At 53.1% G+C, this 23,505-nt stretch carries 21 protein-coding genes; 14 read left to right on the top strand and 7 right to left on the bottom strand.

Going from position 1 to position 23,505, the window contains the following annotated elements:
- Positions 1-6: 6 nt before the first annotated feature.
- From wecB to ACI48K_RS11285, 5 genes are read left to right on the top strand one after another with little or no spacing between them, the layout of a single operon-like run.
- Positions 7-1,098 (top strand): non-hydrolyzing UDP-N-acetylglucosamine 2-epimerase, encoded by a 1,092-nt coding sequence (wecB, locus tag ACI48K_RS11305; RefSeq protein ID WP_475027703.1) that lies wholly within the window; start codon positions 7-9, stop codon positions 1,096-1,098.
- On the top strand, positions 1,091-2,077 hold the full coding sequence (locus tag ACI48K_RS11300; protein ID WP_475027702.1) for a polysaccharide biosynthesis protein: 987 nt from the start codon (positions 1,091-1,093) through the stop codon (positions 2,075-2,077). Before wecB ends, ACI48K_RS11300 begins: the two co-directional genes overlap by 8 nt.
- Entirely contained in the window at positions 2,074-2,916 is an 843-nt protein-coding gene (locus ACI48K_RS11295; RefSeq protein WP_475027701.1) for an SDR family oxidoreductase, read from the top strand. Before ACI48K_RS11300 ends, ACI48K_RS11295 begins: the two co-directional genes overlap by 4 nt.
- Complete coding sequence (locus ACI48K_RS11290) at positions 2,883-3,833, top strand: NAD-dependent epimerase/dehydratase family protein (RefSeq protein WP_475027700.1); 951 nt, start codon at positions 2,883-2,885, stop codon at positions 3,831-3,833. Before ACI48K_RS11295 ends, ACI48K_RS11290 begins: the two co-directional genes overlap by 34 nt.
- On the top strand, positions 3,830-4,552 hold the full coding sequence (locus ACI48K_RS11285; protein ID WP_475027699.1) for a glycosyltransferase: 723 nt from the start codon (positions 3,830-3,832) through the stop codon (positions 4,550-4,552). Before ACI48K_RS11290 ends, ACI48K_RS11285 begins: the two co-directional genes overlap by 4 nt.
- A gap of 101 nt (positions 4,553-4,653) precedes the next feature.
- Here ACI48K_RS11285 and ACI48K_RS11280 read toward each other — a convergent pair whose 3' ends face one another.
- Genes ACI48K_RS11280 through ACI48K_RS11270 form a run of 3 tightly spaced genes read right to left on the bottom strand, consistent with a single transcriptional unit; the run spans position 4,654 to position 7,853 of the window.
- Entirely contained in the window at positions 4,654-5,565 is a 912-nt protein-coding gene (locus ACI48K_RS11280) for an NAD-dependent epimerase/dehydratase family protein (protein ID WP_475027698.1), read from the bottom strand.
- Positions 5,565-6,542, bottom strand: coding sequence for an NAD-dependent epimerase/dehydratase family protein (locus tag ACI48K_RS11275; RefSeq protein ID WP_475027697.1), 978 nt, complete (start codon positions 6,540-6,542; stop codon positions 5,565-5,567). The genes ACI48K_RS11280 and ACI48K_RS11275 overlap by 1 nt, the downstream gene beginning before the upstream one ends.
- 33 nt (positions 6,543-6,575) lie before the next feature.
- Positions 6,576-7,853: a nucleotide sugar dehydrogenase gene (locus ACI48K_RS11270; protein WP_475027696.1), complete on the bottom strand. Its 1,278-nt coding sequence runs from the start codon at positions 7,851-7,853 to the stop codon at positions 6,576-6,578.
- A 237-nt stretch (positions 7,854-8,090) separates the two neighbouring features.
- On the opposite strand from ACI48K_RS11270, the gene ACI48K_RS11265 reads away from it, so the two are divergent.
- The 8 genes from ACI48K_RS11265 (at position 8,091) to ACI48K_RS11230 (ending at position 17,639) form a co-directional block, all read left to right on the top strand.
- Entirely contained in the window at positions 8,091-9,305 is a 1,215-nt protein-coding gene (locus ACI48K_RS11265; RefSeq protein WP_475027695.1) for a glycosyltransferase family 4 protein, read from the top strand.
- Positions 9,306-9,320: 15 nt separating this feature from the next.
- Positions 9,321-10,202: a hypothetical protein gene (locus tag ACI48K_RS11260; protein ID WP_475027694.1), complete on the top strand. Its 882-nt coding sequence runs from the start codon at positions 9,321-9,323 to the stop codon at positions 10,200-10,202.
- 166 nt (positions 10,203-10,368) lie between these two features.
- Positions 10,369-10,881 (top strand): hypothetical protein, encoded by a 513-nt coding sequence (locus tag ACI48K_RS11255; RefSeq protein WP_475027693.1) that lies wholly within the window; start codon positions 10,369-10,371, stop codon positions 10,879-10,881.
- A gap of 105 nt (positions 10,882-10,986) precedes the next feature.
- A complete protein-coding gene (locus ACI48K_RS11250) occupies positions 10,987-12,546 on the top strand; it encodes a glycosyltransferase (protein WP_475027692.1) in 1,560 nt (519 codons plus the stop codon).
- Positions 12,547-12,560: 14 nt separating this feature from the next.
- Complete coding sequence (locus tag ACI48K_RS11245) at positions 12,561-15,065, top strand: glycosyltransferase (protein WP_475027691.1); 2,505 nt, start codon at positions 12,561-12,563, stop codon at positions 15,063-15,065.
- A complete protein-coding gene (locus ACI48K_RS11240; protein ID WP_475027690.1) occupies positions 15,062-15,337 on the top strand; it encodes a hypothetical protein in 276 nt (91 codons plus the stop codon). The genes ACI48K_RS11245 and ACI48K_RS11240 overlap by 4 nt, the downstream gene beginning before the upstream one ends.
- Positions 15,338-15,373: 36 nt before the next feature.
- A complete protein-coding gene (locus ACI48K_RS11235) occupies positions 15,374-16,438 on the top strand; it encodes a glycosyltransferase family 4 protein (RefSeq protein ID WP_475027689.1) in 1,065 nt (354 codons plus the stop codon).
- 154 nt (positions 16,439-16,592) lie between these two features.
- Positions 16,593-17,639 carry a YhcN/YlaJ family sporulation lipoprotein gene (locus ACI48K_RS11230; RefSeq protein WP_475027688.1) on the top strand — a complete coding sequence of 349 codons (1,047 nt, stop codon included), beginning with the start codon at positions 16,593-16,595 and terminating at the stop codon, positions 17,637-17,639.
- Between the two features lie 80 nt (positions 17,640-17,719).
- On the opposite strand, the gene nagA is transcribed toward ACI48K_RS11230, so the two are convergent.
- The 3 genes from nagA to ACI48K_RS11215 are packed head-to-tail and all read right to left on the bottom strand — an operon-like array spanning position 17,720 to position 20,501.
- Positions 17,720-18,898: an N-acetylglucosamine-6-phosphate deacetylase gene (gene nagA, locus ACI48K_RS11225; protein ID WP_475027687.1), complete on the bottom strand. Its 1,179-nt coding sequence runs from the start codon at positions 18,896-18,898 to the stop codon at positions 17,720-17,722.
- Positions 18,898-19,626 (bottom strand): glucosamine-6-phosphate deaminase, encoded by a 729-nt coding sequence (nagB, locus tag ACI48K_RS11220; RefSeq protein WP_475027686.1) that lies wholly within the window; start codon positions 19,624-19,626, stop codon positions 18,898-18,900. The genes nagA and nagB overlap by 1 nt, the downstream gene beginning before the upstream one ends.
- On the bottom strand, positions 19,626-20,501 hold the full coding sequence (locus ACI48K_RS11215) for a MurR/RpiR family transcriptional regulator (RefSeq protein ID WP_475027685.1): 876 nt from the start codon (positions 20,499-20,501) through the stop codon (positions 19,626-19,628). Before ACI48K_RS11215 ends, nagB begins: the two co-directional genes overlap by 1 nt.
- A gap of 227 nt (positions 20,502-20,728) precedes the next feature.
- On the opposite strand from ACI48K_RS11215, the gene ACI48K_RS11210 reads away from it, so the two are divergent.
- Positions 20,729-21,163: a MarR family winged helix-turn-helix transcriptional regulator gene (locus ACI48K_RS11210; RefSeq protein ID WP_475027684.1), complete on the top strand. Its 435-nt coding sequence runs from the start codon at positions 20,729-20,731 to the stop codon at positions 21,161-21,163.
- Between the two features lie 534 nt (positions 21,164-21,697).
- Here the strand turns inward: ACI48K_RS11210 and ACI48K_RS11205 are convergent.
- Entirely contained in the window at positions 21,698-23,503 is a 1,806-nt protein-coding gene (locus ACI48K_RS11205) for an FTR1 family iron permease (RefSeq protein ID WP_475027683.1), read from the bottom strand.
- Positions 23,504-23,505: the final 2 nt, after the last annotated feature.

Genomic DNA, 23,505 nt, shown 5'->3' with positions numbered 1-23,505 from the left:
AGCCACTTGAAAATTATGACGATATTGGGCACGCGTCCGGAGATTATCCGCCTTAGCCTGATCATTCCGCTGCTTGACCAATACGCGGATCAACATATTCTGGTGCATACGGGGCAGAACTTTACCGAAAGCCTTAGCGGGATTTTTTTTCAGCAGCTTGGACTCCGGGCGCCGGATTATGTGCTCCAGGATCGGCAGTCGACGCTGGGTGAGCAGCTTGCGTCCATGTTTTCGCAGATGGAGCGCATTTTGCTTAAAGAACGGCCGGACCACGTCCTGCTGCTCGGAGACACCAACAGCGCGTTATGTGCTGTTTTGGCGGAACGAATGGGCTTTCCGGTCGTGCATATGGAAGCGGGCAACCGTTGTTTTGATCTGGAGGTTCCTGAAGAAAAAAACCGCAAGGTGATCGATGCGATTTCTTCGATCAACATGCCTTATACGCCGCAAAGCAAGCGCCATCTCGTCGCGGAAGGGATTCCGAGCCGCCGCATCGTGTTGACCGGAAACCCGATTAACGAAGTGCTCCGGCACTATGAGACCCGGATTACGGACAGCAAAATTTTGGAGCGGCTGAATTTGACGGAGCGGAATTATTTTCTGGTGACGGTTCACCGGGCCGAAAACGTGGACCGTCCCGAGCGTCTGCAGGAAATCATGCAGGGGCTGAGCCGGGTGGCCGAAGTACACGATCGCCGGATCATTTGCAGCATCCATCCCCGCACTGGGTCGAAGTTGACTCAAGAGATTCGGAACAGCTTGCATCCGCATGTGGAGTTTCACGAACCGTTCGGATTTTTCGATTTCGTTAAGCTGGAGCGTCATGCTTCATGCGCTCTGACGGATAGCGGGACCGTCCAGGAAGAATGCTGCATCCTTGGGGTGCCGACGGTAACGCTGCGCCGCACGACCGAGCGGCCGGAAACCATAGATTGCGGGAGCAACATCGTATCCGGGGTAGGCGCGGAGGACATCGTCCGATCGGTGGGGGTTATGACCGGAATTTCTCCCCGCTGGGAATGCCCCAAGGGGTATCTCGCAACGGATGTATCGATGAAGGTTGTCAAATTTCTGCTTGGAGGGAAACGGCATGTTTGAGAATAAACGCATTTTAGTAACCGGCGGCACCGGCTCTTGGGGGCACGAGCTGATCTCGCAGTTGCTTCCCCAGCATCCGCGGGAGGTTATTATTTATTCCCGCAGCGAATCCACCCAGGTGGCGATGAGCCGGCAGTTCGAGAATCAGAGGCTTAGCTTCTGCATCGGGGATATCCGTGACAAGGAAGCGCTGACGGCGGCCTGTCAGGATATCGATTACGTCTTTCACCTCGCGGCGTTGAAGCATGTCCCGGTCTGTGAGGATCAGCCCTACGAGGCTTTGAAGACCAATGTGATCGGCACTCAAAATGTGATCGAAGCGGCCATCGAAAGCAACGTGGAAAAGGTTATTTATATTTCGACCGATAAGGCCGCCAACCCGTCCAACTTCTACGGCATGACTAAAGCGATCGGCGAGAAGCTGATGGTCTACGCGAATTTGCTCCGCGGCAAAACCCGGTTCGTGACCGTCCGGGGCGGAAACGTGCTCGGAACGAACGGCAGCGTGGTCCATCTGTTCAAGGACCAAATCCGCCAGAAGGGCGAAGTTTCGATTACGGACGTAAACATGACCCGTTTTTTTCTGACGCTGCCGGACGCGATTTCCCTGTTGTTTAAAGCGTCGGTGGAGAGCATCGGCGGAGAAATTTTCGTCATGACGATGCCGACCTGCCGGATCGTGGATTTGGCCGAGGTGCTGATTGAGGATTCGGGTCTGTCCGACATTAAGCTGGTGGAACGGGGGATACGGCCCGGCGAAAAAATCCACGAAATTCTTATGAGCGAATTTGAAAGCTTGAACACGGTCGTTTACGACGAGCAGTACCTGGTCATTCTTCCGACGATCAATATACCCGAGCTCAAAGAGCGTTACAAGCACTGCCCTCCTGTCTCTTTCACCAGCTTCAGTTCCTCCCAGAATCTGATGTCCAAAGGGGAGATCCGGCAAATACTGCAGCGCGGGGGGTTCTTGTCATGAAGCTCTTGATCTTTGGCGGAAACGGAATGGCCGGTCATATGCTGGTGGATTATTTTAAGCGGCAGGGCCGACATTCCGTATTTTATACGTCACGCGAAATCGCCGATCCCGGGGCCCTTATCGTCGATGCTGCGGATATCGCGGGAGTCGAGAAGCTGGTCGAAGCCGTTCGGCCGGAGGTCATCGTCAATGCGATCGGCGTTCTGAACCAATTCGCCGAAGCCGATAAAATAGGCGCTTACCATATCAACAGTTTTTTGCCGCACCGGTTGGCACGTTCAGCCGATCAGATCGGGGCCCGCCTCATTCATATCAGCACGGATTGCGTATTTATGGGCACGCGCGGACATTATCGCGAGGATGACGCACCGGACGGCATAAGCGTTTACGCCTTGACCAAAGCGCTCGGCGAAGTCCGGGCGCCGGGTCATATTACGGTGCGCACTTCGATCATCGGGCCGGAGATCCGCAGCGGAGGCATCGGGCTGATGCATTGGTTTATGAACAGCAAGGGGACTGTTCAGGGCTACCGTAACGTGTTTTGGAACGGGGTGACAACGCTTGAATTGGCCAAAGCGGTCGATTCGCTGTTAGCCTCGCCCGTATCCGGTTTGATTCATCTGGCTCATCCGGAGGTAATCAGCAAACATGATTTACTGCTTTTGTTCCGTGAGATTTGGGGCCTTTCCGGGGTCAATGTCGTTCCGAGCGATGAGCCCTTTCAAGACCGGACGTTGGTATCTACGCGAAGCGACTGGAGCTATGTAACGCCCCATTACCGTGAAATGCTGAAGGAGTTGGAAAGATGGACGAAGGTGAAGCCCTCCGCAAACGCGTAATCCTGATTACGGGCGCTGCGGGTTTTACCGGCGTCCACGCATGCAAATATTTTGCGGATATGGGCATGCGGGTAGCCGCGCTGGTTCGGTTCAAAGACAACCTGGCCTCTCCCCCTGTCCCGAATATCCGGTACTATTCTTGCGATTTGCTCGATTCGCGGCAGATTGGCGCCGTTGTGAAAAAAATCGCTCCCGACTTTGTGCTTCACTTGGGCGGAAAAAATTCGGTTTCCGAATCCTGGGCTCATCCGCTGCTCTATCTCGAGACCAATGTGCTGTCTTCTTTATATTTACTGGAGGCCCTGCGGCCCTATCAATCATGCCGCATTCTGATCGCAGGTTCGCGTTTGTCCTCCGAGCAGACGGCGCCTTTTCGTCCGAGGCACCCGTACGGCTTCAGCAAAAGCTTGCAAAAGACGGTCGCCCTTTCCTGGGAGAGCTTATTCGGTCAATTCGTCATGGTGGCCGAATCCTCCAACCTGATCGGTCCGGGAAGCTCCTCGGGCGTGTGTTCGTTGCTCGGGAGCCACATCGCCAAGTCCGAACTGGGCGAGAAGCTTCCGCCCTTCCGGATTTCGTCCCGTTATTCCCTCCGCGATTTTCTGGATGTCCGCGATGCGGTCCGGGCGTATGGCTATCTCCTCGCGGAGGGCGCGAGCGGACAGGTATATCCCGTCTGCTCCGGGGTGGAGCGGAGCCTCGAGGAGGTTGCTGATGCGATGCAAACCCTCTCGGGAAGGAAAGTTTCCGTGACTTGGGAGGATGCTTCGCCCGAGTCCGCCGCGGTCTCCAAATCGGCGGATTCCCCGGTTCCGTCCTTCTTGTCGCAGCTCGGGTGGTCGCCGCAGATTCCGTTCAATGTTTCGCTGACCGACGTCATCCGCTATTCCCGAGCCGTGAAAGGAGAGATTCGATGAGGCCTTTAGTGACGATCGTAATTCCTTTTTATAATGATCCTTACGTTGAGCAGGCGGTTCAAAGCGCGCTTAATCAAACTTATGGCTCCGTGGAGATCATTGTCGTCGATGACGGATCGACTCGCGAGGCCGGGCGGCTCGCCCCTTTTCGCAGTCGGATTCATTATTTGGGAAAAGCCAACGGGGGAACCGCTACGGCGCTGAATCACGGAATTCTGCATTCCCGGGGCGAATACATCGCCTGGCTCAGCTCGGACGATCTGTTTTATCCGCAAAAAATCGAACATCAGGTAGCTTTTATGATCGAGCAGAACGCTTCGATTTCCTTTACGAATTTTCATTATATCGACAGCCAAAGCCAAATCACGATGTACAATGTGACGCCAACCGGGTTGCTCGGCAATACGGGGGATTTTTACCGTTCTTTTTTCAACGTCAATCCGGTCAACGGCTGCACGATCATGATCAAAAGGGAGCTTTTTCGCAGCATCGGCCTGTTTGACGAGGCGCTTCCCTTTACTCATGATCTTGATTTCTGGTACAGAGCGATTCTGAGCGGAGCTCATTTTCCTTTTCTTAATGAGCCGCTGACCGGCTACCGCTGGCATGACGCGATGGGGACGCTGCGTTATCAACATCAGATCGGGCAGGAGTATATGGCGCTCCAGGAGCGTTACCGGGGATTGATGCTACAGCTTCTGGCCCGGATGAACCTGTAACGGGTGACGGGTGCTTTTCTCAGGCAATGAAAGGCATTGCGAAAAAAAGAACAAGGTTGCCCTCGTTCATGATGGACCGACGGGCAACCCTGTTTTCTTGCTCAGTTCATTACATATTGGTACGTTTCCTGCAGTCCATGGTACAGATCGTATTTCGGTTTCCAGGCGAGCATTTCAAACGCCTTGATGTTGTTCAGGCAACTGTGCTTGATATCGCCGGGTCTTGCGGGCCGATGTACTGCCGCTAACGGAGCGCCGTGAATATGCTGCAAGTGCAGCAGCAATTCATTGACGGAAGTAGGAAATGCCGTTCCAACCTGAATCGTCTCTCCGTTTCCGCGCTTGGACGCGGCAAGATTGGCTTTAACGACATCCTTGACGTATACGAAATCCCGGGTTTGCTCGCCGTCTCCGAAAATCACGAGTTCGCTCCCATTGCGGATTTTGTCCATGAAAATCGCCACAACGCCTCCTTCGCCTTTTGGAGTCTGTCTGGGGCCGTAAACATTGGCGTATCTCAAGATCGTATACTGCAGCCCGTACAATTTGCGGTAAACATCGATATAAAGCTCCGGCGTCTTTTTCGATATCCCGTAAAAGGAAATGGGCCCGGTAGGGTCCTGCTCATGGATCAGCGGAACTTCGAGGTCTCCGTATACGGCGCAGGAAGAAGCGTACACGATTTTTCGGACGGATGCCTTCCGGCAAGCCTCCAAAATTTCAATTGTGCCGGCGATATTGACGGCCGCATCGTACCCCGGATCCGACACGGAGCGTTGAACGTCCACCTGCGCGGCATGGTGAAATACGATATCGGGACGTTCGGTCAGGATCACTTTCGCGGCTTCCTCGCCGCGAATGTCCGCATAATGCAGAGTGACGCCTTTCGGCAGATAATCGGGGTTCCCGGTTGAAAGGTTATCGATAACCTGGACTTCGGCCCCTTCTGCAAGCAGGGCTTCAACCAGATGCGAGCCAATAAACCCGGCGCCGCCGGTAACGATCGCCTTCATTACAATCGTCCGGCTTTCAGCTGTTCTCTAAACCAGTCGATCGAAATTTGCAGCCCTTCGTCAAGCGAAACGGACGGATTGTAGCCGAGAATCGTTCTGGCCCGGGTGATGTCGGGAATCCGTACGGGCATGTCTTCATATCCGGGGCCGTAAGCTTTTTCGTACGGGACCCCTACGATTGGCGAAGAGGAGCCGGCCAGACCGCGTATTTTTTCGGCCAGCTCGCGAATCGTTACCGAATGCTCGGAGCCGATGTTAAACGCGAGTCCATTTGCCTGGTTGCTCATTGCGGCGAGCGTTCCTTCAACCGTATCGCGAATAAAGGTGAAGCAGCGGCTTTGCGAGCCGTCATTATATACTTCCAGCGGCTGCCCCAGCAGCGCGGCCTTGATGAAGCGGGGGACGACGCCTCCATACTGTGAAGAGGTTTGTCTCGGGCCGTAAGCGTTGAAATAACGCACTACGCTGACCGGGAGCCCTTTTTCGGCATAAGCGAAACACAGGTGCTCGTCTAGCGCTTTGGAGGTGGCGTAACTCCAGCGGTGGATATGGGGGGCGCCCAGCACCCGGTCCGAATCCTCCCTGAAGGGAAGCTTGCTGTTCTTGCCGTACACCTCCGAGGTTGAAGCGAACACGACTTTGATTTTGCTCTGGTAAGCAAGTTCCAGGATATTGCGCGTCCCGTCGATGTTCCCCTCAATGACCTTTAAAGGGTTTTCGACGGTATTTTTTACCCCTAATACGGCGGCCAGATGGAAAACGGCATCGCAGCGCTCCATCAGCCCGCGAAGCAGATATTTATCGGTGACCGAACCGTGAATCATAGAGTGCCGGTTGCTTTCGGTCGCTTCGCTTAAGAACTCCAATCGACCGGTAGACATATCGTCCAGAGACCAGACGTAATGTCCCTGCTGCAGCAGCCGCTCTACCAGATGAGAACCAATGAACCCGGCGCCTCCGGTTACTAAAATATTCATCTTTGAACACACCTCGTTCGATATGGGAGAGTTTTAGATCAACACGATATTTTTGCGATCTTTCATCTTTTTGGTCGCATTGCGGGTATCGATCGTTAGCGGGGCAAACGATGCAAGCGATTCATAGGAAATAGAAGAATGATCGGTCAAGATCAAAACGCAATCATGCAGCTGGATATTGCGTTTCGTCAGTGTAAGGCCTTCCTTTACACGTCCATCGATATCAATTGTTTTGATATAGGGATCATGGAAGTTAACTTCGATTCCCTGGCTTTCCAACTTGCGGATAATCGGGAATGCCGAGGATTCGCGCAGGTCGTTGATGTCCTTTTTATACGTGACGCCGACAACCAGAACCTTGCATTCTTCCAGCGGTTTTGAGGCGGATAGATTTAGAATGACCTTTTCGGCGACATAATCCGGCATAGATTCGTTGATAAGATGAGCCACCTCGATAAAGCCGGAACTTTCCCCGTATTGTTTGGCCTTCCACTGCAAATAGAGAGGATCGACCGGAATGCAGTGCCCGCCGATTCCGGGACCGGGGTAATAGGGGGTAAAACCATACGGCTTCGTGCTGGCCGCATCAATCGCTTCCCACAGATTAATTTCCATTTTCTCGCAGAGCATCGCCATCTCGTTCATGAATGAGATATTTACGAGTCTTTGGCAGTTTTCCAGCAGTTTCGTAAATTCGGCGACCCTGGGCGAAGAAACGACCACAACGCGGGAAAAAATGCTCTCATATACCGCTTTGGCCATCGCCGTGCATTGCTCGCTCACTCCCCCGAGCACTTTCGGGATACTGTGCAGAGACGTTTGGTGGGGACCTGGGTCGATCCGTTCCGGAGAATATGCGAGGAAAACGTTCTTGCCGACGACAAGGCCCGTGGACTGGAGCATCGGCAGCAGTTCCTCTTCCGTTGTTCCCGGATATGTGGAGCTTTCAAGCACGACCAGATGTCCTTGATGCAAATAGGGAAGAATATTTTTAATCGCCCCTCTGACATAAGTGAGGTCCGGCTGACTGTTGTGATCAAGGGGGGTAGGCACGCAAACGATGATCGCGTCCGCATGATCAACCTCGGCAAAAGAATCGCTGACATGAAACCGGCCATCGGCAAACATGGCCCGAATCTCTTTATTCGAGAAGTCGGATAAATAGCTTTGCTGGTTTTTCAGCTTGGCGATTTTGCTCGTATCTACGTCGATGCCATAGACGGTATGGCCATTTTCCAGAAACAAACCGGCTAGCGGAAGCCCCACGTAACCGAGACCGACGATAGCGATACTAGCTTTTGCAGGAACCATTATTTTTCACTCCTTTTCTCTAGTTTGTATATCCTACTCGACGGGGCTTCTATTGGTATAGATGGGAGTACCCTTGCTAGAAAAAATGGTAGAATATCCCGTCTCCGCACTAGATTGATATGGAGAAGCGCCTTTTTTCGAGACTTTATCTGCCAAAAAATGGTCTTGTGTACCTGACGAATAAGTAGGTGAACACATAGATTGTTTCTAGAAGTTCGAAAGGGAAGGAATGGGGAAATGAACATATTATTGACGACCTATTTCTATTTGCCGCATGTGGGCGGAGTATCGACTTACGTGGATATTCTGAAGCGGGAGCTGGAAAAGCTTGGACACCGGGTCGATATTTTTGCCCACCACCCGGATATGCAGAAATACTATATGCCCAATAATGGCCGCGCTTTGGAAAAATCGAAGGTAAAAGACCGCATTTACGAAAAGGTCTACGCTTATTATCAGAAGCAAATGAGCTACGTTGATCCGTGGATCAGATGGAGGGATATCGAGAGGTATTGTTTCGAAGCGGCCGCTTCCACATTTGGCCTGCAAAAATACGATTTGATCCACACGCAGGACATCGTCTCGACAAGGGCTTTATGGCGGGTAAAACCCAAGTCGACGCCGCTGATCGCTACGATTCACGGCTGTCTGGCCGAGGAATTTGTTCTCAACGGCGAGATTAACGGCAAGGACTCGCTGGGCTGGAAATATGCCGCCGCCGAGGAGTTTTACGGAGCGACGTCCAGCAACGCCACCATTACGCCTACCCAATGGCTGAAGACTCTTTCCACGAGCCAGTTTGCTGTTCCCGCGAAACATGTTCAAGTCATTCCGTACGGGATGGATATCGAAGCATTCAATCGCCGGGTGAAAGGGAATTCCGCCGTACAGACGGAACCCGGCAAAAAGATTCTGATCTGCCCCGCAAGACTTGTGCCCGTTAAAGGTCATAAACATTTGCTTGAAGCATTGGCTCTGCTGAAGCAGGTTCGCACGGATTGGGTTTGTTGGCTGCTTGGAGACGGACTGCTGCGGGACGATCTGATTCAGCAGTCCTACGCGCTTGGCCTGCAGGATCACGTTCTATTTATGGGAGCGCGCTCCGATGTTCCGGAACTGCTCGGCAAAGCGGACGTTTTGGTGCTTCCGAGTCTCCAGGATAACCTGCCGTTCTCGATCATGGAGGCGCAGGTGGCGGGCAAGGCGGTCGTTGCTTCGGACGCCGGAGGAATCCCCGAGATGGTGGCACACGGCAAAACCGGCCTGATCTCGCCGGCCGGCAGAAGCGAGCGGATGTATTACAATCTCCGCAAAATACTTGACCAGGATCAACTGCGTTTTAGGCTTGGCGAACAGGCGCGGCGGTGGGCTCATGAGCACTGGTCCATCAATACGATGATGAAGCAAACGCTTAAGGCTTACGACGGAGTAACTGCGCGGAATTTCACTTAATGGGAGGAAGAAAGCATGGTGAATAATGCAGCCCTCTATTATAAACAAGTGAGGGTCGAACCGGAAAGAAGGCTTGCGCCTAAGCCTTCGGGAAGAACAAGAATCTTTGAAGTCGTGGATTTGGGCCGAATTGCCCGCGTCAAAAAGAAGCTCAAAGCGAAGAAACGCAAGGTCAACAAAACGAGAATGAAAAGAAGCTCCGTATATATTGGAAAGAGAAGATCAAGACGCAGTGCGCTGAGATACGGTAAAAAACTTCGCAGATCCCGTCGCGTGGTGCGGCGGCACAAACTTCGCGGGACTCATACGCCGGGCACCTCTACACCAAGAACTTCCGTATCAAAAAGTCCCGTATCAAGAACGATCATCCCGCTTCCGTCCGGCCGAGTTGTCCCGCCTGCCGTTCCGGCGCAGCCGATCCAACCTCCATCGGAACCGGCTATGCCCGTTGTTCCGGCGGTAGGATTTCAGCCGGGCGACCCGCAGCCGGTGGATGTTATGGCGGGAGCTCCGCCCGAAGGCTTCCCCGGCGTACCGGTTCCCGGAGCGCCGTTTCCGGAGATCCATGCGGCCGTGGTCAATCCGCTCCCGGCACCGGTGATTCCATTTCCTCCGCAGGAGGTTCCCGCCGGGTTCGTGCAGCAGCCGGGACTCAACATCGTAGCGGATGAGAACATCATTCCCGATCCGGCTTTCATCAACGTTTTGTCGCAGGGGGCATTGCCAAGCGAACTCAGTCCCGAATGGGGGCGGGTGGAAGCGGACGAATCCGTAGGCGCCGTGCTTCATCCGGATACGATTTCCATGCTGGCGCAGGAGGTCACTCCTCCCGATCCCGCTTTGGTGGTCGCCGAGCCTGTCGTCCCGCCAAGCGAACCGTCCGAACCCGGAGCATAAACGAAATAGGGAAGCGGTCCCTCATCGCGGGACCGCTTTTGCCGTGTGATATGCCGGATATCGCAATATTTTGCAATAGTCGAACGGATGTCCATACCAATCTCTTTTATTCGAATATACTGTCTATCGTAGCAAGCTATTATGATGATCCGAAGGAGTTGAAAGTATGTTCAAGAAAGGAAGAGAGAGATCGACAGATGAAATTTATAAATCTATGCTGAGTAAAATTCCTCCTATTTACCATGACATGATCCCGTCCGATCTGTCGACAGAAGAAAAGATAGCTTATCTTGAAGAGCAGGAGCAGCGCGGCATTTTCAAAACCCGGCCGTTTTTCACCTGGCTGAACAGATCTCAGGGATCGGGACTATTCACCGGCCCGGGAACGGGTCCCGGAACGGGTCCGGGAACCGGTTTGCTCGGCGACGACATTACCAGATACGTGCCCTTTGGCCAATTGGATGCCTTAACCAAGAAAGAATCCAATATGTATTTCCACGAGTTGCCCGACCCGCGAGTAAAACAAAAAAACCGGCTTGACGATCCTTGGGAGGACGTGGATGAAGAGGTCGACAGCGAGCTTGAGGCTATTGAAGACGAAGCTGTCATAGACGACGATGACGAGCTTGCCCCTGAGGACGGAGTAGACTATGTGCTCAATGATGAAGAGTTTAAATAAGGCGAATCACTTAACCATCTCTTAACCACCGGACTTCGGTCTAGTGGTTTTCTCTTTAAAACCGCAGTTTACCAGAGGCCATAGAGAAAAAGGAGGAGGTTTGGCTTGAAAATTTTACTTGCCACCTATTGGCCGTTTCCGCATGTTGGAGGCGTCTCGACCTATCTTGAGATTCTACGCCGGCGTTTGGAGGAAAATGGCCATGACGTGGAATTGTTCGCGCAGCATCCGAAATTATTGCATTACTATTTGATCAACAACGGGAAAAAAATAGAAAAGAGCCGTTATCTTGAACAGGCGAACCATATGGTGAGAGCGGAATTCGCAAGTCGGAACATTCCGTTAAGTTCTTGGATGCGATGGAGAGAAAGCGAAAAGCGCGCTTTTGAACTGGCATGCCGAGAGATCCGTTTGGAAGACTACGATTTGATTCATACCCAGGATATTTATTCAACTTTCGTCTTTCGAAAAGCCAAACCAAGCCGTACGCCTCTGGTGGCGACGATACACGGCTGTCTCGCGACCGAATGGACGGCCAATCGCGAGATTCAGGTTCGTACGCCGTTTGAACGCCACTATCTGGCTTTGGAAGAGTATTACGGCTCCATGTCGCCAGACTGCCTGATATTGCCGAGCCGCTGGCTTTCCGGCAGTTTATCCTCCTTTCAGATCCGTCATCCGAGATCCTATGTCATTCCTTACGGGTTAAATCAAAAGACTTATCAGCAAACGATGGAGCAGTCTAAAGTTCCTCTCATTTCCGTATCCTCCACGGAGAAAAACAAAATGGTCATTGCGTGCCCCGCAAGGCTGGTGGCGATCAAGGGGCAGACCTACCTGCTGAAAGCGATGAAGATGCTGATCGACGAACGGGAAAATGTGGTCTGCTGGCTGATCGGCGATGGGGTGATGCGCCATGATCTTGAGCGGCAGATCAAAGAGCTGAATTTGGAAAATCACGTTCGTCTCTGGGGCAACCGCCAGGATGTTGCCAAGCTGTTGTCCGAAGCGGATATCGTGGTTCTGCCTTCGCTGCAGGATAATCTGCCCTTTTCCATTATCGAAGCGCATAGCCTGGGAAAACCCGTGATTGCATCCAAAACGGGGGGGATCGTGGAGATGGTGGACGATGGGGTCAACGGATTTTTGACCGAACCCGGAAATGCCGACGATTTATACGTCAAACTTCTAAGGCTGGTGGAGGACGATTCGCTGCGGGAGCAGTTTTCCGAGGCGGCCAGAAAGCACGCTTTGTCCGTGTGGAATGATGCCGTGATGGTGGAAAAAACGCTCGAGGCCTACGAAACGGCAAACCTTAGCAGCAAGACTGTCCTTTGGGAGCATGATTTTATTTCACGGCTCACTGAGAATTACGGGGATCCCAGCAAAAAAGACGAGATTGTCCTGCCGCCCGTGAACACGCTAACAGGAACCATAGTCGGGCGGGACTCGGGTCTTCCCGTTCCGGGCGCTCATATTCATCTGCTTGATTTGGCGGGCGTCGTTTTATGCCACACCACCAGCGATTCCCAAGGCGTCTTCGAAATTCACGAAGTGCAGCCCGGGAATTACGAGATGGGCTTTACCGCGGCGTCGCTGGGAATGAATACGCGCAGAGTTAACGTAAGCGACCGTGAACCGGTAAAGATCGAAGTCATGTTATAAGGAGGGAAGAGACTTTGAGCAACCAGTTACTCTTTTATTTGCAGCGGCGGCTGGAAGGAGAGCGGGAGCATGACCGTTTTGGCGATGTCATCATTACCGGGGACGTAAACGGCGACGGTCTGGATGAGTGGATTATCTCGGCAAGCACGGCAACCTATATCGAAGATGAAGACGGAGTTAACCCGCTGCCCCATTACTATAAAGGCAAAGTTTACGTTTATTCGCATGACATGCAGCCGTTGTTCACGCTAAGCGGAGGCCATTACGGGGACCGTTTCGGGTCCGCATTGGCGCTTGGGGATCTCGACGGCGACGGCGTGATGGAAATCGTCATCGGCGCGCCCCGCGCTGGCACGGACGTTCATTTGGAGTGCGGGGAAGTTTCCGTTTACTCCGGGCGGACCGGCGAGCTGCTTCAACGGTGGAGAGGCGAAGAAGATTATGCACGGCTTGGCTCGGCGATTGCGGTTCTGGACTGGGATATGGACGGCGTTCCCGACGTTGCGGCATCCTCACACACCCTGGATCCGAACGGCGCCGACCGGGACGGCAAAGTGACGATTTTTTCGGGCAGAAACCGACTGGTTATCGGTAAATTTGAAGGGACGAACAGCGAGGGGCTTGGTGTGACTCTTGCTGCCGGAGACGTGGACGGCAACGGATGTCCCGAGCTGATCATCGGCGCTCCGCGATACTCGGGTCCGGGCATGATCCGAAACGGGCGCGTGCTGGTGGCTGGAAAAAAGGACGGATTTCTGTATGAGTCCCGAGGGAAAAAGAATTATGACGAGCATGGCGCCAAAGTGGCCGCTTTTGATATGGACGAGGACGGGATTCCCGACTTAATCATCGGCTCGCCGAAGGCGGGCGGCGAAGAATTCTCCCGCGGCGGCTGCGTTCAGGTATACTCTATAGCAAAGCGAGCGCTTCTTCTCGAAAAAGAAGGATGGTTCGGGCTTCAAGAGCTGGGCAAGGATGTAATCGCCTATCGCCCCAGGGGAAAATCCCCGGCTCTTTTGGCGGGCTCCAGAGTAGGGGCTGCTTATTTGCTCGACATGAACGGAGAACTGATGCATGAGTTTGGCGGGGATGAGTCCGAGGTCTTTGGCCACTCACTGTCGGTGCTTCATGGGGACGGGGAAGATTTGATCGCGGTGGGAGCGGTGTCCGCTGCCAACAAGAACCGGTTTATGTCGGGCTGCGTATATTTCATCTCCACCGTTTCGCCTGCGAAGGTGCAGCGGGACGTTCCGGCTCCGGCGAAACCTGCGGCCCCGCCGGCCGAATCCGCCTTCAAGTCGCACAAGAAAATTCTGCTTGCCACCTACTGGTATTTGCCTCATGTCGGGGGTGTAGACGTCTATGTCCGTCTTTTGAAAAAGGAACTGGAAAAGCAGGGCCACCAGGTCGATGTCCTCGCTCACCATCCCGATATGGCCCATTATTATTTGGTCGGCGGCGACAAGATGATCAACAAGTGGAAGATTAAAAATATCGTTTACGACAAGGTCATCCGTTTCTATCAGCGCTATTTGGCCCATATTGATCCTTGGGTTCGGTACCGTGACGTGGAGCGTTATTGCTTTGAGATGGCAGGAGCCTTATTCGATTTGGACCAATACGATATCATTCATACGCAGGATATCGTTTCGACTCGGGCCTTATCCCGGGTGAAACCGGCAAAGACGGCGCTTGTGGCCACGATTCACGGGCTGCTGGCCAAAGAGCACGTGATCGCCGGCAATATCCAAAGCGAGGACAGCCTCGCTTGGAAATATGTAGCCGACGAGGAGTATTACGGCTGCGTGTCGGCGGACGCGACCATCCTACCGACTCGCTGGCTGCAGCAAGAAATGACGAAGTTTTCCGTGCCTGCGGAATTGCTCACCGTCATCCCCTACGGCATGGACATGGCCGAGTTCAAACAACGTTCCGCGCAGCCTCTCTTGGAACCGGTTGAACGCAAAGCCGAGTTCATGATCAGTTGTCCGGCACGCCTGGTTCCCGTCAAAGGGCATCGCACATTGATCGAAGCGCTGCGGCGTCTGGCAGGCAATCCGAGTTGGCATTGCCTGCTTCTCGGAGACGGTCAATTGCGCGGCGAAATCGAGAAGCTGATACGGGAAGCCGGATTAACGGAACGGGTCACGCTGCTGGGAGACCGCAAAGATGTGCCGGCCCTGCTTAAACAGACCGATTTGATGGTTTTGCCTTCCTTGCAGGATAACCTTCCGTTTTCGATTATGGAGTCCCAGCTTTCCGGTATTCCGGTTGTGGCCTCGACAGCCGGAGGGATTCCCGAAATGATCGAGCATGAACGGACAGGGCTGTTGTTTGAAGTAGGGAACGACCGGCAATTGGCGGAGCACATTTCCCGAATGATGGCGGACCGGAAGCTGCGAGAGTCTTTGGCGGCGAAAGCGAAAGCCTGGGCAAAGGTACAGTGGTCGCCGGAATCTCTGCTGGAAAGAACGCTTGTCGTTTATGATCAGGTTTTACAGAAGGTGAAGGGCGTATGATCTTCGCGTTTAATCAATACGAAAAACCGGATCCGGCTTTTTGGCAGGAACTCGCAAAAAAGCTTCCGCCCGATTACAGCTTTCCCGATTTGCCTTTTTTAAGGACCATGGATCCGCTTTTGCTTTGTCAGGAGTACATGATGGATATCGGTTCGCTGCATCCCGGATTTTGGGATAGCGATGAGGATTTTTGGCGGGAGATGGAGCTCCGGCTTCCGAAGCAATACGCCATTCCGGATCTTACAATGCTCGGGCGCCAATTCGAGATATAACGAAAAAAGAGTCCTACCCTTGGCGGTGATGAATAGGTGAAGGTGCTGTTTGTATTTTATGTTCCCAGCGGGGGAATAGAAACATTGAACCGTCAGCGCTGCCAGGCTCTGCGGCGCTGCGGGATCGAAGCCGAATGTCTATATTACGAATGGGGAGCCGGTCTGCAGAACAAGTCGGATTATCCGATTTATGTCATGAATGACGACGACAAGATCCGGGAATTGCTTCAATGGAAAAACTATGACTTTGTTGTTGCGACCACGGATCATACCTGCTTTGCCCGATTTCGCGGATTGGGGTTTAAGGGAAAATTTATTTTGGAGATTCAAGGATACGGAGGCATGGAGATTGCCCGTCAGCAATTGACGGAAGCCGCTCCGGTTATACGCGCTTACGCTTCCGCCCTGATGAATCCGAACACGCCGCATACCACCGCGCTTTTTCAAGAATTGTACAGCGACCTTCCGCAATTCCATTTTAACAATTGCTTTGATGCGGAGAGCTTTACGTACAAAAAGGGAACGAAGCCGGCTTCTCCCATTATCGCCTGGATTGGTCGAATCGAAGACAATAAGAATTGGCGGGAATTTTTATATATTGCCCATTCGATCCTTTTCTATGTTCCGGATCTGCAAATCTGGATGTTTGAAGACAGCAATCTGTCGATTGTCTCCGAGCGGATTCAGTTCATGAAGCTTTTGGACCAGTTCCGGTTCAGGTCAAGAGTAAAGCTTCGTTCGAATGTGCCAAATCGAAAAATGATGATGTATTATTCCATGATTGCCGATTCCGGCGGTTTTCTGTGCTCCACCTCCAAGGTGGAAGGTTCTCCTTTGTCCTTCCTAGAGGCGATGAGCTGCAGATGTCCTATATTGGCCAGTACCTCGGACGGGGCAAATTCTTTGATTACGCATAATGCTACCGGCAAAATATACCTTTTGGGAGATATCGGGCAGGCCGTTATGGAAGCCATGGAATTGATGAACCACCGCGAACTTCGGGCGGGCATTCAAAAAGGCGCTCTTGAACACGTAAAAACCAAATTCAATGCGGACCGGTATTGCCGGGAATTCATCCGTATGCTGCATCTTATTTCTTAATGGAAAAGAACTGGTCTTTTGCTTTGACCTTCGGCGAAAGAGCCAGTTCTTTTTTCCCAGTTTGGCTTACGTTTACCTGTATTTGAACAGGGTGAGCGGCGCAATCTATTCGTGTACATCATAAACAATCAAAAATGCGGATGGAGGATTATACATGCGAGCAGCCAAAGTGGTCAACTTATCTTTATCTGCAGCGCTGATTGCCGGTATGGTCGGCATCGTCGGCTGCGGCACCCGTACCGATAACAATCAGGTGCGGACGCAAAGCTTGCGAAATAATGTTAACCGGGCGGTATTGCCGCAAGGCAGCCGGCAGATGACCCGCAACGCCGATAATGTCGCTACGGGCGAACGGATTCGTTCCCTGCGTTACAGCGCGGCGCTGAGCAATAAGGTTGCACAATTGAAAGATGTGCAAACCGCGCATGTCCTGCTGACGGACCGTGACGCGTATGTAGCGGTAACGCTGCATAATAATGCGGCCGGTCGTCCATCGGCCATGGGGACGGGCATCCCTTCCCGAATTGGTACGAACCAAGGGACAACTAATGTTGCCGGGCCGTACGGATTCGATTACGGCACCCGCGGCGCCGCGGATAACGGACTCGGCAACGGGTTCGCCGGCAGAACCGGCACGGCGGGCAGTATTTTCGATACCGGCCGCGGCGGACTTTTCGGAACGCGTGATGGATATCTGTATGGTCAAGGAAACGGGAACTGGACGAACAACACATCCTATCCGGGAATGGGACTTAACACCTTGAACCGGGGAACGGGCACACCGGGCGTCAATGGTATGAATTACGGTACCGGAGCCACTTCGATTTACGGCACGGGCACCGGAACGGCGATCAACGGTCGTACAGGTACCGCCGGAACAGTGACGGATAACGTACCGCAAAGCGTTAAAGACCGGATCTCGGCAGCCGTGAAACAATCGGCTCCTCACGTGCGGAACGTCTACGTTTCCGGGAACAATGACTTCGTAACGCGTGTAGGAAACTATACGACTCAGTCCCGCGGCGGAGCCACTCTCAATAACTCGATCAGCGACTTTGAGGCGATGATCCGCAGCATTTTTCCGGCTCGCACCGGGACGATGACGGGACCTAGAGGTTATACGCCTACCTCTCCAAACGGAACCTTCGGAACCGGAAACGGTTCGACTCCCGGCGCATATACCGGCGGAATGGGCCGCTAATTTTAGAGCTGTTACGTCAAAAACCCTTCACCAAGTATTGCGTGAAGGGTTTTTGACATGCTTGCCGGCATCATTTCTCTTTAGTTTTCGAATTTGCGGCCTTTAACCCAGACCTGCTTCAGCTCAAGCTCCGGATCGACCATAAGCAAATCGGCCTGTTTTCCGGTTTCAACGGATCCGATGATATGGTCCATGCGAATCAGCTTCGCCGGATTTCCGCTCGCGGCTTCGGAAGCGCGTTCCACGGAAAGCCCGATCTCGCGAACGAGGTGGCGGAATCCGCGAATCATGGTTAGTGTGCTCCCGGCCAGCGTTCCTTCGCTTTCCCTCAGCGTACATACATTGTCTTTAACTACAACCGGCAGATCGCCAAGCATATAGTCGCCGTTACCAAGCCCTGCGGCCGACATCGCATCCGTAATCAGAATAAGATTGTTAGCCGTTTTCACGCTGGCCAGCAGTTGAATGCCCGCTTTGTGAACATGAATGCCGTCCGCGATAATTTCCGTGCTGATTGCCGGGTTGCTTAGCAGAGCGCCGACCGTGCCCGGTTTGCGGTGATGCAGCGGCGTCATCGCATTGAACATGTGCACGGCATGATGCAGTCCAACATCGGCTGCTGCCATAATTTCCTCGTAAGTGGCGTCCGTATGTCCGGCCGCCGCTACAATTCCGTGCTTGCGCAAGTAACGGATCAACTCGTGGCTGCCTTCGCGTTCCGGCGCGAAGGTTACTTGTTTGATCAATCCGGGATACCGGGTGTTCCAATCCTCGACCCACTCCCGGTTAGGAGGAACGATATGCGCCGGATTTTGCGCGCCGGGCCATTTCGGACTGATGAAAGGTCCCTCGAGATGAACGCCGACGAGCTGTGCGTAAGGCATGTCGCTGTTCATGTAACGATGGACTTCTTCCAGGACATCTTCGATAACCGGCTTCGGCAGAGTCATCGTGGTCGCCAGCATGGAGGTTGTCCCTTGGCTCAAGTGCAGCTTGGTAATGGCGTCAAGACCGTCCTTGCTGGGGGAAGAGAAGTCCTCCAGCATACCGCCGTGCACATGCACATCGATAAAACCCGGCAGGACATAATCTCCGTCCGCATCGATAACTTCGGAATCAGCGGGCAAGTTTTCGGGAGCCCCGGATGCGGAGCCAACATAAGCGATTACTCCATTTTCAACCGCAACCGCACCATCTTCGAAGGTTCCGCGGGGAGTAACGACTTTGGCATGCGTGATTATGAAATTTCGCCCGCTCATTATAACAATCTCCCGGCTTCCTGATCGACAACCACCACGACATTATAGTGGGTTTGCAGAAGCGAAGCGGGACATTTCGTGGTAATTGGACCATGGAACGCTTGAGCGATGATTTCGGCTTTGTCGGCGCCCTTTGCCATGAGCAGGATTTGTTTTGCCTTTAAAATAGAGCCGATCCCCATCGTGAGAGCATGGGTCGGAACCTCTTCAATGGAATTGAAGAAGCGGGCGTTGGCAATACGGGTTCGTTCTTCCAGCTTAACGACATGCGGCGGCCCTTGGAGTTCTTCGCCCGGCTCGTTGAAGCCGATATGGCCGTTATGGCCTAATCCGAGATATTGCAAGTCGATTTGGCCCGCTTCTTCAAGAAGACGGCTGTATTCGAGAGCCGATGCTTCCGGGTTAGCGCCGCTGCCGGAAGGAACATGCGTATTTTCAGGCAAAATATCGATATGATTGAACAGCTTTTCGTCCATAAAACGGCGGTAGCTTTCCGGATGATCGGCAGGCAATCCGATATATTCGTCCAGATTATAGCTGCTGGCTTGCTTGAAGCTGATGGTGCCCGCATTGTACAGCTCGATCAGCTTGCCGTAGACGCCTACAGGTGTACTGCCGGTTGCAAGGCCCAAAATGGCGCGGGGATTGGATTGCAGCAGACTGGCGATGATTCCCGCCCCGGTTTCGTTGAATTGCTGTTCGCTGTTGACCTTGATGATGTTTAGCATTAGTGTTGTCCTCCTCGTGATTTTCGGTAAATTTGAACGTTTTGATAAGAGCTTTCCAGCTTGGGAATGAAGTCCTTGAATTCCATGCTGACCATGCCCGTAAACAAAATGTCGATGACATGCAGTTGGGCGATCCGCGAGGCCATGTCCCCGCGGCGCATACCTTCCTCCAAAGAGGAGGAGAATAACGATATGTCCGCTAAGGAAGCGAGGCGGCTGTTGCCGTATTGCGTCAGGGAGAGCGTAACCGCTCCGCTGTCCTTGGCGCACCGCAGAGCGTCAATCGTTTCCGGGGTTTCGCCGGAATAGGATACCGCCAGAGCAACGTCGCCTTCGCTCAGCGATGAAGCGGAAGTAATCTGCATATGCGAATCCGCGAAGGCGGTGCAATTTTTGCCGATCCGAATCAGCTTCTGATAAAAATCCTGAGCGACGATCGATGAAGTCGCTACGCCGTAAAGGTCGATCCTCTTGGCTCGGCACAGCGCTTCGACGGCCCGTCCAAGCTGGTTCATATCCAGCAGACGCGTGGTATCCGTGATAGAGGCCAAGTGATTGGCTTCCATCGCCTCGACGATTTTCTGCAGGTCGTTGCCTGCGATAATATCCTGATAATGGTTTTCCGAAGTTTTGTGAGCAACTTCTCCGGCGAGCTTCATTTTAAAATCCGGATAACCCTTGAAATGAAACGTTTTGCAAAACCGCGTTACCGTCGATGGGCTAATGCGGCAAGCGTTCGCAAGCTCGGTAATCCCCAGATGGATTACTGCCGCCGGCGATTCGAGGATATACTCCCCAAGCTTGCGTTCCTGGGGCGACAAATCGTCCAAATGATTGGAAACTGCGTGAAGAATTGGGGTAACGATATCGTTCACCTACCTTCTTTGGGACAACATCCCTTAACACGAATTAGTATACGAAAATAATTTTCTGTTTTATTCATAAATATATGAAAATAATTTCGATTCCATCATAAATGAATCGTTTGGGGTTTGCAAGGGATTTACTCACCGATTTCGTGACAGATTTCTTGTATTTTCGCCGGGAGTTTAATAAACTTGATGTAAAGTTGTGCAAGAGCTTGGAGAGGAGCAATTTGAAGGTGGATTCCAATCTTGATATATATTTGGACCGGCTGGAGGTCTCTTGGTCCAATACGTTTCGGAAAATGAAAAACGAATTGATGAGTCATCAGGAGCTCGGGCTGACCTCCGCCCAGTTTCATATGCTGGGGATTATCGCCAAAAGGGGTTCCTGCAACGTCACTTATTTGGCCGAAAAGCTGGAGGTCAAACCCAGCGCGATTACGGTAATGATCGACAGGCTGGTTCAGCACGGCTATGTGGAGCGGCGGCATGGAGAACTGGACCGGCGGGCAGTGCTGCTATCCGTTACGGAGCAGGGCGGCAAGGTGCTGGAGGAAGCGAAGATGAAATCCCGTGAGGTGCTGAAATCGTATCTGGCCAAATTGGATGAGAACGAACGCGAAACGCTGCTGCGGATTATGGAGAAATTCGCCAACGTGGACAGAGTTTGACGAAAGCGATTACATATGGGTAAAACAGGGCGACCCCGATTTGCTAAATCGAGGCCGCCCTGTTTTTAATGCTGAACCATTTGAAGAGCAGATCGGCAAGAGGATGAAATGTTCTGGCACAAGCTAAAAGCTTTCTGAAAGAAAGCTGCATCGGAAGCATACGCTTCACTCGCTTTTGTGACCGGATTTCTACTGCAATTAAGAAAATGTCGGCGGAACTGGTCGGCGGACGAGTCTGACTGATGAAGCTTGATGGTATTGCTCAATAGCACTGTTAAACGTACTCGTCAATAGAAGATTGGTTTGGATTTGTAGCGATAAGGGAGAGGCTTGATGGCGATTGACCATATTACTGCAAAAATACAGTTATTTCGGTCAATTTTAGCCCTGCTCAATAAGTAATTAACGCTAAAATAACTGCACTTTCGCAGGCTTTTCTTTTCAAGGCTCAAAAAACAAAAGTCCGGCCAGGTAATTTCGCTCTATACGATCAAGTTTTTTTGGTTCAACCTTATTTACAATATTGAACTCGCTCTATGAATACACAGGCTCACCCTTGCGGTGTTCGACGGCGGCAAGTCTCCAGCCGATGAAGAGCAGCAGGATCAGCTGAGGCACGAACGTTTCCCAGGAGGGATACGCTCCGATCCAGCCGGCGGAAGGGAGCCAGGCTTCATTATGAACGGGAAGATAACCCGCAACCTGCAGCGCATGAACGCTCTCTCCAATGAAACGAATGCCCAGGTAGTAGATCAGCAAGGTGGCCGTCAGCATGAAGGGACGGATCGGCAGCTTTACGCTGAACCGGATCATGAGATAACCCAAAACGGCCAGCGCGCATACGGCCCCCGCCATGCCGATGAATAGCTGCGCCGGAGCGATCGACGGGGCCATGCCGATATAAAAGATGGCCGTCTCGGCCCCTTCACGCAAAATAGCCAGCAAAGACAAGGCAAACAGCGACCACATGCTTCCCCGTTTGATCGCCCCCCCGACTTGCGTCTCCAAATAATGATTCCAGGCCTGAACGCTTGATCTGCTATGCAAATAGTGTCCGACCGTCAGCATCATCACGACGGCGACGAGTCCCGTGATGCCCTCAAGCAGCTCGCGGGTTCCGCCGGAGACGGCCTGAGAGATCGCAAAGGTCAATAGGGCGGCCAAAATCGCGGATAACAGCAGACCGGTTCCGGCACCGCCCCAGATATATTTGCTGGCGGTCGTCTGCTTCGACCGTTTCACGAACGCGAGCAGGGCGGCGAGCACGAGCAGAGCTTCCAGCCCTTCGCGCAGCAGAATCAGCGCCGCGTCCCAGGCATTATAGGAGGTGCGTTTAGCCAAAGGCTCCAGATCGGCGAGCATTTGGGCAATAACCGTTTTGGCTCGGGCGAAATCGGGAGGACTCGATTCGAGATAGCTTTGCGCCTCGGTCATTTGGTTCTCCGTTGCGGTATAAATCGAAGATGAAGAAATCGATACTTCCCCTTCTACGGATGGCCATAAGACAAGGAAAGCTTGCATATGTTCCGAAGCCGAGGAGGCGTTTTGCCGTCCAACGGCACGCTCGGCTTCCCGAAGCAGAACCAGCGCGTCGGACAGGCTTTTTTTTCCGGACTCGCCTGCGGTTTCACTTGCGGATGCATCGAGATCGCCATTCACGTAATTTTGCAGCACATCTATTAAAGCGTTTAATTCCGAGAGGGCTTGCTCCGTTTTGGCCGGCTCGGCTTGCAGCGCGATGCGAATCAGGCTCATTTGCGTTTCGGCTTGACTGTATACGCCAAAATGCCCGCTGCGGATCGGACCTTCCATTTTGCCCCATCCATCCAGAATCTCTTTAAAACGGGCCACTGCTTCGCTAAGGTTGCCGTTTTGCAAAGGCTCTTGCGTTTGCTTCGCCATTTGGAGCAGCCGGCCTGCGGCCTCTTTGCCCGCCGCCGAGGCGTCGGAAGGTTCCTCGCCGGCTTCTGCCCACCGGTTAACCGATTTCGCCAGCGCGGATAGCCGCTGCTTCGCTTCATCGGCTTCATGCGATCGAACGGCGTCTACGGCTGCGGCAAGAGCATCGGAAACGCCCGCTCCGGTTTCGGCGGATGCGGCGGATTCCGAGGCCGACACCTGCTTCCAGAGCTGCTCGAATTGCTGCAGCTCCATAGCGGCTTTATCCCAGTTCCCGGCACCGGCTTCGACCAGAGCGCCCCCGACCAGAGGGAGGAGTTCGTCGCCGGGAGCGGCGTCGGCCGCATGTGCCTGCGGCATCCCGATGGTAAAAGCGGTCAGGAGAACCAGGATGAGAGCTACCCGTCCCGCGGTACCTTGAATTTTGCGAATCGCAGCCATGG

It is taken from the genome of Paenibacillus terrisolis (genome assembly GCF_056171975.1).
The sequence above is the reverse complement of the archived record's forward strand: the minus strand, read 5'-3'. Positions and strand labels throughout refer to the sequence as shown.